Annotated in this window: 13 protein-coding genes; 5 read left to right on the top strand and 8 right to left on the bottom strand. The window is 36.9% G+C overall.

The window, feature by feature from the left end; all coding sequences use genetic code 11:
• Positions 1 to 3 precede the first annotated feature (3 nt).
• Positions 4 to 369 (bottom strand): copper resistance protein CopC, encoded by a 366-nt coding sequence (locus H3T44_RS07010; RefSeq protein WP_198196728.1) that lies wholly within the window; start codon positions 367 to 369, stop codon positions 4 to 6.
• A gap of 130 nt (positions 370 to 499) precedes the next feature.
• Between H3T44_RS07010 and H3T44_RS07005 the strand changes: the two genes are divergently transcribed.
• The gene (locus H3T44_RS07005) at positions 500 to 862 is read left to right on the top strand and encodes a hypothetical protein (RefSeq protein ID WP_198196727.1); all 363 of its coding nucleotides are present in this window, start codon (positions 500 to 502) and stop codon (positions 860 to 862) included.
• Positions 863 to 977: 115 nt separating this feature from the next.
• Here H3T44_RS07005 and H3T44_RS07000 read toward each other — a convergent pair whose 3' ends face one another.
• Positions 978 to 4,328 carry a S41 family peptidase gene (locus H3T44_RS07000; RefSeq protein WP_198196726.1) on the bottom strand — a complete coding sequence of 1,117 codons (3,351 nt, stop codon included), beginning with the start codon at positions 4,326 to 4,328 and terminating at the stop codon, positions 978 to 980.
• A gap of 148 nt (positions 4,329 to 4,476) precedes the next feature.
• Here H3T44_RS07000 and H3T44_RS06995 point away from each other — a divergent pair, with 148 nt between their 5' ends.
• Positions 4,477 to 4,719 carry a DUF3297 family protein gene (locus H3T44_RS06995; RefSeq protein WP_122124127.1) on the top strand — a complete coding sequence of 81 codons (243 nt, stop codon included), beginning with the start codon at positions 4,477 to 4,479 and terminating at the stop codon, positions 4,717 to 4,719.
• A 64-nt stretch (positions 4,720 to 4,783) separates the two neighbouring features.
• On the opposite strand, the gene H3T44_RS06990 is transcribed toward H3T44_RS06995, so the two are convergent.
• From H3T44_RS06990 to H3T44_RS06975, 4 genes are all read right to left on the bottom strand, one after another.
• Positions 4,784 to 5,521 (bottom strand): dienelactone hydrolase family protein, encoded by a 738-nt coding sequence (locus H3T44_RS06990; RefSeq protein ID WP_198196724.1) that lies wholly within the window; start codon positions 5,519 to 5,521, stop codon positions 4,784 to 4,786.
• Between the two features lie 21 nt (positions 5,522 to 5,542).
• A complete protein-coding gene (locus tag H3T44_RS06985) occupies positions 5,543 to 5,989 on the bottom strand; it encodes an META domain-containing protein (RefSeq protein ID WP_122124129.1) in 447 nt (148 codons plus the stop codon).
• 91 nt (positions 5,990 to 6,080) lie between these two features.
• Positions 6,081 to 6,467 carry a fluoride efflux transporter CrcB gene (gene crcB, locus H3T44_RS06980; protein WP_198196722.1) on the bottom strand — a complete coding sequence of 129 codons (387 nt, stop codon included), beginning with the start codon at positions 6,465 to 6,467 and terminating at the stop codon, positions 6,081 to 6,083.
• A gap of 111 nt (positions 6,468 to 6,578) precedes the next feature.
• Complete coding sequence (locus tag H3T44_RS06975; RefSeq protein ID WP_198196720.1) at positions 6,579 to 7,874, bottom strand: radical SAM protein; 1,296 nt, start codon at positions 7,872 to 7,874, stop codon at positions 6,579 to 6,581.
• 331 nt (positions 7,875 to 8,205) lie between these two features.
• Between H3T44_RS06975 and H3T44_RS06970 the strand changes: the two genes are divergently transcribed.
• On the top strand, positions 8,206 to 8,514 hold the full coding sequence (locus H3T44_RS06970) for a TRL-like family protein (RefSeq protein WP_110439123.1): 309 nt from the start codon (positions 8,206 to 8,208) through the stop codon (positions 8,512 to 8,514).
• Between the two features lie 142 nt (positions 8,515 to 8,656).
• Here the strand turns inward: H3T44_RS06970 and H3T44_RS06965 are convergent, their stop codons facing one another.
• Both H3T44_RS06965 and H3T44_RS06960 read right to left on the bottom strand, forming a co-directional pair.
• Positions 8,657 to 10,210 carry a trypsin-like peptidase domain-containing protein gene (locus H3T44_RS06965; protein WP_122124132.1) on the bottom strand — a complete coding sequence of 518 codons (1,554 nt, stop codon included), beginning with the start codon at positions 10,208 to 10,210 and terminating at the stop codon, positions 8,657 to 8,659.
• Between the two features lie 89 nt (positions 10,211 to 10,299).
• Entirely contained in the window at positions 10,300 to 10,731 is a 432-nt protein-coding gene (locus H3T44_RS06960) for a nucleoside deaminase (protein ID WP_198196718.1), read from the bottom strand.
• Between the two features lie 233 nt (positions 10,732 to 10,964).
• Between H3T44_RS06960 and H3T44_RS06955 the strand changes: the two genes are divergently transcribed.
• Both H3T44_RS06955 and H3T44_RS06950 read left to right on the top strand, forming a co-directional pair.
• The gene (locus tag H3T44_RS06955; protein ID WP_155566057.1) at positions 10,965 to 11,666 is read left to right on the top strand and encodes a gamma-glutamyl-gamma-aminobutyrate hydrolase family protein; all 702 of its coding nucleotides are present in this window, start codon (positions 10,965 to 10,967) and stop codon (positions 11,664 to 11,666) included.
• Positions 11,647 to 12,423 carry a pseudouridine synthase gene (locus H3T44_RS06950; protein ID WP_198196716.1) on the top strand — a complete coding sequence of 259 codons (777 nt, stop codon included), beginning with the start codon at positions 11,647 to 11,649 and terminating at the stop codon, positions 12,421 to 12,423. The genes H3T44_RS06955 and H3T44_RS06950 overlap by 20 nt, the downstream gene beginning before the upstream one ends.
• Positions 12,424 to 12,426: the final 3 nt, after the last annotated feature.

The raw sequence follows: 12,426 nt of genomic DNA, 5'->3' as shown, positions 1-12,426 counted from the left end.
AAATCAGGGATTAACAGCCTCAAAAGGAATTTCACCTGTACTTTCCTCCCCTTTCCAATTCCAAACATGCCATTGCAAGATATATTGCCCCGCTTTTAACGGATATGATGTTTTAACTTCCCTGTGATTTAAAGCAGTTGTTGCGGGAATCAAATCAGGTTGTCCAGATTGATTTATCAACAACAAACGACTGCGGAAAGGATCAAATTCATGGTCATAAACCAAATGAATTTCTTGATTCCCAGCCTTAATTTTCTGATGTGGCTGAGGATTGGAAAACTTTAAACCGATTGCTTTAGCTGTACCAATCGATAATAACAAGGCAGTGCAGCAGGCCATAAAAATTAATTTATTTTGTTTTATACTCATTTTGAAAGCCCTTTTAAATTTATTCTTTCAAATCTTTCAAAAAAAACTATAGCCCTATAAAATGGTTAAAACCAGTCCTTACAATAATGACTGCGATCACTTACCTATTAATACTCAACTGGAAAGATAAATGATCTTTCATCTGCGCTCTTTGGCTGTAACCATAATTGCTGGAATTAGCCTAAATATCCTGTTTACCTGTAAAGCTGTCGCCCAATATAAACGATGCTGGCTGGAAAATGGTGTTGTTACTATCAACTGCGCCCCTGCTGATGGTTATTTTTTCATAAATAAACAAAATATATATAAAAAATGTCCAATAGTTGCAGGTAGTTTAGAAAAATCCTGTAATATAGAAGATGGTTATGGGTTATTTTATAAAAATTATCATTGGTATCAATGTCCCGTACAACAAGGTAAAAAATTGGATCATTGCACTTTGGCTTCCGGATACCAGATTGTTAAACTGCATCAAACTTTTTTAAAAGACTAACACATTTTGAATGTTCAAAAATCAATGTGACAGCTGTTATCTCTTCTTACTGCTTATATAAACTCTAAAAATGATAACTGTATGGCTTATATTAAGATACCATACAGTTTGAACCCTATTTCCTGTTAAAGGGGATACCGTTCTCAGGATAAGCGGTTTTCCAGGAAGGAGACTGAGGCATAGATACAGGATGATCCCTTAACTCTTTTAGCAAATAATCTATTGCCGTTTCCAATTGTCTATCATGCCCATGCTGTAATTCATCTGGAGTATTCTCAATTTCAATATCTGGATCGACCCCGTGATTTTCAATAATCCATTCTGATTGTAATCCATACAAGCTTTCTTCTGGAACAGTAATATATCCTCCATCCCTTAGAGGCCAAAAACCGCGAATACCACGTACGCCACCCCAGGTTCGCTTGCCAATCAGTTTACCCAAACCATATTTACGAAAATAATAAGGAAAGATATCACCATCAGATGCAGAATACTGGTTGATTAACGTGACCTTAGGTCCAACAATCAACTGTTCAGGCAAGGAATGAGCCATTTTTTCACGGTTTGTGGTCATTCCCACCAAAATTCTCCTTAAACGCTCAAGAAGAATTTCATCGATAAAACCACCACCGTTCCAGCGATCATCAATAATAACTGCCTGTCTATCCAGCTGGGCATAAAACTGACGGATAAACTGCTGCAATCCAAGCTCTTCCATATCTGAAAGATAGATATAGGCTATTTTCCCACCTGATAAACGATCAACCAGTCGACGATTATGTTCAATCCAGTCTTTCTCTCTTAATGACAGTTCACTTTTAATCGTATTGACTGTTACATTTTTCACGGCTTTTGTTTGCCGATCCTCAAAAGAGAGTTGGACAGGATTTTCGAGCCCGACAAAAAACCGGTAAGGGTTGATATCACTCTTTACCTCTTGACCATTTACCGTTAACAGATAATCACCTGCATGAATATTAAATCCGGGTTCCGATAAAGGACTGCGATAGGCTTTGCGACTATTATCCCCGGAATATATTTTTGCCAAATAATAACGCTGCTTCTGTGCATCATAGGCAAAGTCAACCCCCAATAAGGCTGTAGGAACTATTTTTATCAAATTCTGTTGATCTCCACCTCCAACATATGTATGTGAATTGCCGATTTCTCCAACCATCTGACCAATAAGATAATTGATATCCGATCTTGATCCAGCCAATGGCAATAATTTGGCATAACGATCATGAATTTCATGCCAGTTCTGTCCATTCATTTGGGGATTAACGAAAAGATCACGCTGTAGACGCCAGGCATTATCAAACATTTCCCGCCACTCTTCAGATGGAATGACAAAACTTGTTAATGATTCAAGCTTTAATGATTTATCTTCCGTATGTTTTTCCTTGGCATCACTAATAACCCACTGGTTATTCTTGTTATATAAAAATTTCTGACCGTCATACGAAAGACTATAATTCTGAATACCCTGTTCAATTATGGTATCTTTTCTCTGTTTAATGTCATAAACATGCAACGCAGGTTTTTCACCCGGAAATTCACTAGAAATCGTTTGTGGAGGACTCATCAAGTAATAAACCTTATCCCCTGCAATCTGCATATCTGTAATCATGCCACCTTCAATTGGTAGGGGAACAATTCGATCTTCCAATCCTTTTTCATCGATCTGAATTGAAGAGATCGTTTTTCCATTCTTCTCTCTTATAACCCTATCTTTATCTGTAATTCCCTCATCAGAACGAGGGGCGAATAAGGATGGGGTTGCAACCTGTAGGGTTGCCACATATATTCCCGCGCTTTTAACCGTCAGGGCGTTCATCTCATTGTCAGCAAAAACAGTATTTTCATGACGATTGGAAACAAAATATAAATATTTTCCATCAGCAGAAAATAATGGCAAATAATCATTATTGTTTCCGGATGTTAGCTGAACAATCTTATTCGTAGCAAAGTTATAAGCCCAAATTGCCCGTTGCTGATTGGATTGCGTTAAACTATAAACCAACCAATGACTGTCAGGAGAAAAACTAAAATCATGTATTTCCGCATGAATATCGGTAGCAATTTTTTTTACGGATTTACCCTCAAAATCAACTGTCCATAAATTATGGTTGCCATCTGAAAAGGCAAGCTGTTTTCCATCCGGAGAAAAATGCGGAGCATAATAATAACCTGACTTGAAATGGGTTAAAAGCCGTTCTGCACCTCCCAGAGATGGACGAACAGCAATATTCTGTTCACCATCACTATCTGTTGTATAGGCGATCCATTTCCCATCCGGTGACCAGACGGGATGATCTGCATCTACATTACTTGCATTAATCAAATTTCGGATAGCTCCATTTTCAACAGGAACGGTGAATATATTTCCCCTTGCGGCAAAAGCGGCCCGTTTTCCATTTGGAGCAATCGAGAAATCAGGTTGTTGGGCAGAATCAGTTTTACGTACATCATCAGTCAAAGACACATAACGACGCATGATTTTTATACCATCATCCGGTACAATAACATGGATTTCATGCAGGTGCTCCGATGGAAGATCAAGCACGTATAAATGACCGCCCTGTTGAAATACAATGCCTTGATCACCCAATGACGGAAAATCAATATCATAATCGGTGAAATGCGTTACCTGGCGTTTTTTTCCTGTCGTCTTGTCATAAACCCATAAATTAACGCGTCGATTTGCATCCCTGTCAGATAAAAAATAAATTTTGTCCTGATACCACATCGGAATGGTATCTGTGCCTTTCCAATGAGTTATTTGTTCCAGTTTTTTTGTATCAAAATCATAAATATAAATATCCTGTGCCAGACCACCATCATAACGTTTCCAGGTTCGAAAATCACGATAGATACGGGTATAAGCAATTTTTTTTCCATCAGAATCATAACTTAAAAATCCAGAACGATCCAGGGGAAGCGCTTTTGGCAATCCACCTTTTATGGATACGGAAAACGGCAAACTCATCCAGCTGTTCCACGCATTGCGACGAGATAAAAATACGATTGATTTCGAATCCGGTGTCCAGGTGACAACCATATTATCAGGTCCCCAACGTTCCGGTGCAGAAGCAACAATGTCAGAATGATAGGTTAATCGTTTGACCTCTCCACCCGCAGCGGGCATAAGATAGACGTCTCTATTGCCTTGATAGCTTCCTGTAAAAGCTAGCCATTGACCATCCGGTGAAAATCTCGGCATCAAATCCTCCCCCTGTTCGGAAGTCAACCGAACGGCCATTCCACCTGATTTTGAAACCTGCCAAAGATTACCCCGTGCCGAAAAAACAATTTTATTCCCATGTAAAGTTGGATAACGCATGAGAACTTGATTGTTTAAAGTTTGACTTTCCTGGGCAAGACCTGGAAAAAAAGTTCCTGCACAACCGATCATTCCGACATGAAACAATATCGTATTTACTATTAACCTATTCCATCTGTTCATGCCAAATCCACACACTTTATTATCTCCATCTGTTCATGCCCTTTTCAGCCATTAAAATCTTCAATAGCAAAATTGCTTGTCAGGCCGAATCCTTTTTTTGTAATAAGTTAAAAACTTATCGCTAAAATCACAACAAGGAAACCTAAAAATGACAGACGCACTTCCCGATCGCCTTTCTGCCGATCCGCAAAGCCCATACTATAATGAAGAGCTTTTAAACCGTGGAGTTGGTATTCGCTTTAAAGGAGTGGAAAAAGATAATGTTATTGAATATTGTCTGAGCGAACAATGGGTCAAGGTATCCATCGGCAATACATTGACACGCAGTGGCAAGCCCATGAGCATGAAACTCAACGGTCCTGTTGAAGCATACCTCAAAGAGGAAAAATAATATTAAAAATTAAAGTAACGTAAATTTAAATATCATTCATACGTTACTTTATATCGACATCAATCTAAAAAGAATCCCTTAAAAACCGAATGACAAGCCCCATACAGGTTTGAAACAGGGCGGGATCATAGCGTGGCCCTTCATCCCTTAAAAAAGCGTGCTGGGCATTGAATTCATGCCATTCGTACTGAACCTCTGCTTTTTCCAGGGCTTCACGAATCAATTGCCGACCCGCAAAAGGGATATGGGGATCCTGTTTTCCCCATGTAAACATAACCTTTCCCTTGATATCCTTAAATCGTTTCAAGGTATCATCCCTTTGCCCCTTACCAAGGGTGGCATCATGCACATTGGTGGCATAAAAACAGACAGCTGCTGATATTTCAGGGTTCAGGGCAGCTCTTAACGCTAAATGCCCTCCTAGACATACCCCCATTGATCCAATCTTGCCATTAGAATAAGGATAGATTTTTAACCATTCAATAACTGACGTCGTATCGGAATCATAAGCGGAAACAGGTTTTTCAAATTTCAAACAGTTACCCCGATCCGTCCCTTCCTTATCATATTCAAAGGCAACACCTGGATTTTCATATTCATGATAGACTTCTGGAACAATAACAATATAACCCTGCCCTGCTATATAAGATGCCAAACGACGAATTGGCTGAGTTACCTGATAAATTTCGGAGTAAAATATGATCGCCGTATATTTTCCCTCTTTGACAGGTCGGAAAATATGACAACGCATCAAGCCTGTTGGCGTGTTAAGATCCTCTGCCTCATTCGAATAAATAATCACCCATTCATCCTTTTGTTATCATTATTTAAAATATTTTGCGGTTATTAATATCTTATTATTTTCATCAAGCAACCTTAGATATTTTCCACCAATGGAAACTGATTTAACCAATTTTAACTTGTCAAAGAAAAATTCATCCTGCGCATTAACCTGGGGATCCAAACAGGTATTTTGCTGACGTTCAATTTTACTGATTGTAATCTGGTTTCCATTGTTTTGAAAAAATCCAAGAAACTTATTACATAAACCACTTCCATTAATTCGATGTGTATAAGGATTAAAACTTAAATATGTGAATTTCTGATCATTTTGATAGGATTTAATAAATGTTTTTTGATGACTTAAATGTTCAACACGCCATATTGATTCATCAAAAGGAGCTTTACTTTTTGAATCTTGGGCAAAAGCTGAATTTATTCCTGCCCCCAATAACCCCATACCGAAAATCATTACAATAATTTTTTTCATTTAAATTTATCCTTCTATTGCGCTTTCCCATTCAAGTAAATCTACCTAATCATACGAATAAGTTGAAGTAAACAAAATGAATGCAAAATAATCAATGAAAACAAGATCTCATCATATAAACCGTTGCAATTCCGAGAATGGTCAACCCTATTGAACAAATAAGATGCGTAAACACTATAATTCCTGCCCACATAAAACGCCCTTCTTGCATGGAAAGAACAACTTCTGCAGAAAAAGATGAAAAGGTTGATAAACCACCCAAAAAACCCGTAATAATGAAGAGGCGCCATGGTAGCAGGACTGGAATTACCACAAAAATTGCCACGGCAATACCAATAAAATAACCAGCAAGACAATTGGCAGCCAAAGTTCCAAGGGGCAAATAAGGAAAAAAAGCGTTCAAGGCAATCCCCAAACACCAGCGCAACAGACAGCCCAAAGCCCCACCTATACTAACCATCATAATTGAATTGATCATTCATTTACCTTGTTCATACAATTTATTGAATCAATCCTATAAATAAATCATTCAAAATATTAATAATAATTTGATAATCATAAATAAAACTATTCATCAAATTGATATAATTTATTTTTTTATTATCATATTATTACTTATTTCAATTAACTGATCATAAAAATCATGAATATTAATAATATCTTTTATATTAGTTTCAAAGATATTTCTCTCCACTTTTTTTCCCTGTATATTTGAATAGGCCTCAACAAATACCTTTAGATGACCATCCCATGATAATCTAAGCATAAATTGACCGACAAATCTATTTACTGATATTCTCCTTTGATCTGCCTCTTCAACCTGAAGATCCTGTAAAAAAAATAACTTGTCATTATTTGGCAAAGTCTTACACAACCTTCTTAAATTCACCCAATCACTATCATTTAAAAATTCTCTCTCTTTGAAATCTTTTGAAAGATAAGGGGTATCGAATGTATTGCGAATTTCCACTTTAGAAGCATTATAATCATTAACAAGCCTATTAAATAAATCTGGCAATTCTTTCACGTTGGACTGATATGCCATGATTATAAATTGTATTCTAATTGGATGAACAGATGTCAGGACCGCTTTTTTCAACTTCTCCATATTTTCCAAAAAAACATATTGTTTGGCACCTTTTCTCAATTGTTCATAAATTACAGAATCAAAGGATTCAAGGGAAATATTGATATGATCTATCCCGGAATTAACAAGCCAATTAAAAAACTGATCTGACATTCTCTTGGCCAGATTAGTTGTAAAAAAAATTTTATTTCTATAAATTTCAGGAACCTTCTCTATATAATCCTTTAATTTGGGATGAAGAGTAGGTTCATGCAGACATGAAAACCAAAATTCACTGTTCCGAATATAAGGCAAAAAACGTAAAGCTGACTCTATAACCTCTTCACTCATAAAATATGTTTTATTTGTCGAGGTATAATCATACAAACAGAATGGGCAGCGTAAGTTACAATTATTAACAATATCCATTGCCATATGTACAAATGGTTGAAATTCCAATCTAATATTTGATGCAAAAGGTATTTTATAATTTGAATTTTTTACTCGAATAACAACATTTTCATGCTCTTTCACACTGAGTACACGTGGGAATTTCATATAGAATGCATAATAACAGCTCCCATCTCCAATTTCTTTAATCGTTTCATAATGCAATTTATCAGCTACAGAAGAGACCAGTATTTCATTTGTCTTCTGCAAAATTGCTTCACAAATCAAACGCTGATTAGGAAAATCCTGATTGCATACCCAACCATATGCATATGAATCACTCAATTCATCTACAAATCCTATAAAAGGCTCAGGAACTGTAAATAAGGATTTTAATTTCTTTAATAGTATTTTAGAAATATTGTACATTATGCAGATTCATAAAAATGAAGGCTGGCTTTATATAATACATATTCGAAAAAATTACGATAAATAAAATATATTTGTACAGAAATAAAATTGGTAAGCCATAAAAAACAATAAATTATTTATAAAATTTCATGAACGGTTATATATGATCTTCAATTTGATTGATCAATCCTGTACAAAACCAGTAATAATTTCATAATGTTTATATTTATAATATGCAATATTTATGATTGAAATTCAATAAAAGAACCGCTATTAAAAACCCGTAATTAATTTATTAATAAATAATTACATATTTTAGTACTTATTTTAATATATTATTGGATTTATAATGAAAAAACTGTTTTTTTTACTAGCAACCACGGGATTACTAGCCGGATGTGCGGGTGGTAAATCACCCGTGGGACTAGCTTTAATCAGTAATGTAAAAGGCCCTATTTCAGCAACTGATCACACTGTCACCTCAAAAAAAGGCGCAAGTTGTGCCCACAATCTACTAGGTATTGTTGCAAGCGGGGATGCATCAATTGATTCTGCCAAAAAGAAGGCAGGCATAACAAAAGTTTCTTCTGTTGATTATAAAACCACAGGTATTTTCCCTTTTTATGGAAAAACCTGTGTCAATGTAAAAGGGGAATAACTTCCTTTATATAAATAATTAACTTTTTTGGAAGTTGTTTATGAATTATTAATATAAACAATTTCTAAAAAGTGTTTTTTTCGCTTTATAAATAAGAAACAACACTTTGCGATTGCTTTTAACTTACTGATAATCATGCGGTTTAATCATTATCTCCGAGTGTGACAGCGATAAATATGGACTGGCCATCTCTTAAAATCCTCAATAAAACAGTTTTGTCTGTTTTTAGAGATGAACTAATCAACCGGTTCGCCATTTCCGGTTTATCAACATCTTGGTTATTAACGGATACAATGACATCACCGTTCTGCAATCCGGCATGATCAGCTGGGGAATCGTTTTTAATCGAGGTAACAATTACCCCCTTGATTTTTTCATCAATACCAGCCTGTTGCCTTATTTCAGGGGTTAATAATGATAAGGAGACACCCAAACTGCCAGGAGCAGGAGCTGGTGTTTTTTTACTCTTGGTATCCTCGTTTAGATTACCTACCTGAACCTTTACAACTTTCCGCGTGCCATTTCGCAAAATATTCAGATCAATCATTGTATTTGGAGTAATAGCCGCAACCTGGTTGGCAAGATCCCTCGGATTTTCAACCTTTTTATCATTCAAAGAAAGAATGACGTCCCCAACCTTCAGTTGGGCCTTTTCAGCAGGACTATTGTTTGCAACAGATGCAATCAAAACCCCTTTTGGTGGAATACCATGCTCAGAGGGAGGCAATTTTAACATTTTCACCATTGAAGGTGTGATCATCTGGCCCATAACCCCTAAATAACCACGGGTAACATGTCCTGTCTTTTCCAATTGAGTAACGACATTTTTCACCGTATTTGATGGAATGGCAAACCCGATACCGATTGATCCTCCTGATGGAGATAAAATTGCTGTATTAACACCGATAACCTTACCATCTTGAGAAAAAAGAGGCCCTCCCGAATTTCCACGATTGATTGGAGCATCAACCTGGATAAAGGAATCGTAAGGAGTATCACCGATATCCCTTCCCCGGGCAGATACAATCCCTGCGGTAACGGTACCCCCCAAACCATATGGATCTCCAACTGCAATTACCCATTCACCAGGTTCAATACCATTTGAATCTCCAAGCTGGATAAATGGCAAAGGTTTTTCAGACTGGATTTTTAACAACGCCAAATCTGTTTTTGAATCCCTTCCAATAATTTTTGCCTGATATTTCGCACCAGTCTCCAGGGCAATCGTTATTTTCTTCGCCCCTTTAACAACATGATTATTGGTTACGATATAACCATCAGGCGAAATGATAAATCCTGATCCACGTGCCTCAGCCACCTGCTTGGGCATTTGTTGTGGAAACATGGGAAAGGGAAAAGGAAACGGAAACGGATTCATATTATCATCGCCATTTGGAAATCCATTTCCCATCATTGAATCATCATTGTCTCCGACAACAACCCGTGAAGTAATAGATACAACGGCAGGTTTGACCTGTTTAACCAAATTTACAAAATTAGGCAGATTTTGCGTTGAGGTTACCGGCTTGATCGCATCAGAATGATCCTTTAACAAATCTGTTGCCTGGGCTGAATTATAACCTGTGACTGCACTGCCCAACACTAAAGAAGCCAATAAACCCTGTTTAATTTTTTTTCCACAAACATGATTTATAAGCTCTAGAACCGTTTGCTTTTTTTTAGAATATTTATCCATAAAATTCCTCGTAATTTCTTTATTTTTACATAAAATTAATTATTTAAGAAATAATATGATGATCAATTATGGCAAAAATTAAAAATTTTTTACCGTAAATTCATAAAAAAATTTCTTAATAATTTTTGACAGGCATGCTCCCGAACACCTCCAATTATTTCGGGATGATACATCGTTTGCTGGTGTGAAAATATACGCGCCCCATGCTCTATTCCCCCACCTTTTGAATCATATGCTCCAAATACAATTCTTGCGATCCGAGCATGCATTGCAGCAGCGGCACACATAGGACAGGGTTCTAATGTAACGACCAGACTATATCCCATAAGCCGTTTACTCTTGACTTTTAGACAAGCTTTTTTCAAAACGATCATTTCGGCATGCGCCAAAGGATTTTGATGAACCTCTACCTGATTAAAAGCCTGCGCAACAATCTTGTTTTCCGGTGATAAAACAAGCGCTCCAACCGGAATCTCTCCCTGCTGATATGCTTTCCTCGCAAGATGCAGAGCCTGATCCATTCTCCAGTAAGATTGTTTAGGATACAATGATATCATACCTTAAAGTTAATACATGTTATAATTCTATAGTAAATTTTGAATATAGAATATGTCATCTAAATCACCAATTCTTTCAATTAGAAGAACTATTTTCATCTTTAGTTAAAAGATACTTTGACAAAAATATCTTTTTCTTATTAAAAACGTCTATCCAATATATTCCCCTTAATATTCACCGTCTCCATGATTCTTGTATGACAAATTCTTCTTTACCCTTGATTGGCATCACGCTGGATAGTAGTACAATTCCCTTTACAGATAATCACAACATTTGTTCCTATATTCTGGACAGAAACTTAAAAACAAGTGTTCTTGAGGCAGGTGGAATTCCGTTGGGTATTTTTCCAGTCAATCAAAAGAATTTATCAATGATTCTTGACAAAATGGATGGGCTTGTCCTTTATAAAAATAAATTTTCCGACTCTTCAAAAAATCATGATCCCTTTGAACAAAATCTTCTTCAATATGCTTGGGAAAAAAACATTCCCATTCTGGCCATTGCGGGTGGGGCCTGTCACATGACCTTTTTTCTCCAAGGGGAATTATATAAAAATATTCAAACGGAATTGCCTGAAAGCCTTCCCCATATTCAAATAAATTCTCCCTATCAAGGAAGTCACTGCATTCAACTTCAGCCAAAAAGCTGTTTATATTCTTTAACCAAGCGAACAAAATGGATGGTAAATTCTTTTCATCAATCTGGAATAAAATCTGCAGGAAAAGGGATCCCAAGTGCCCTTGCCGAAGATAACACTATCGAAGCAATTGAAGATCCTTCAAGGTTTTTTTTTGTTGGTGTACAATGGCATCCTGAATTTGCTGTTGATTATACTGATCGCAAATTATTTTCAGCACTAATTGCCAAGGCCAGAACCTATGCCCAAAACAGATCCTGATTCTCCCAATCTCTCATTTTCAAAAGGAGAACGCATTGCCAAATGGCTTGCACGTGCAGGTGTGGCATCCAGAAGAGATGCTGAGAAACTGGTTTCAGAAGGTAAAGTCTTTATTAACCAACAGCAAATCACCCAACCCGCCACTTTCGTCTCGGATAATGACAATGTCTATGTTAATGGAAAACTCATTGCTTGTCCAGAACATTCTCGTTTGTGGCGATATCACAAACCTGTTGGCCTGATAACCACCCACAAAGACCCAGAGGGACGACCCACTGTTTTCGATGCACTCCCGCCTAACATGCCACGTGTTATCAGTGTAGGTAGATTGGATTTAAATAGTGAAGGCCTTCTACTACTCACCAACGATGGCTCCCTGGCAAGGCAGCTGGAACTTCCCTCCAATCACTGGGTGCGTCGATATCGGGTCCGGGTATTTGGTCATATCGTACAAGCAAAACTGGATCAACTAAAAGATGGCATTACAGTTGAAGGAATACACTATTCCCCAATCATTGCCAAAATCGATTCACAAAAAGGAATGAATGCTTGGCTTACAGTCTCATTACAGGAAGGTCGTAACCGGGAAATCAGACGTGTTATGCAACATTTTGATTTACAAGTTAATCGTCTAATCCGAATTGCCTATGGACCTTTCCAGCTGGGTTCATTACCAAAAAATAGCCTTGATGAGGTTTCGGGAAAAGTCATTAGAGAACAAACGGGTAAACACATACCTTTATCCAGAAATAAATAGATA

Source organism: Commensalibacter sp. M0355 (genome assembly GCF_016101365.1).
Lineage (GTDB): Bacteria > Pseudomonadota > Alphaproteobacteria > Acetobacterales > Acetobacteraceae > Commensalibacter > Commensalibacter melissae.
The sequence above is the reverse complement of the archived record's forward strand: the minus strand, read 5'-3'. Positions and strand labels throughout refer to the sequence as shown.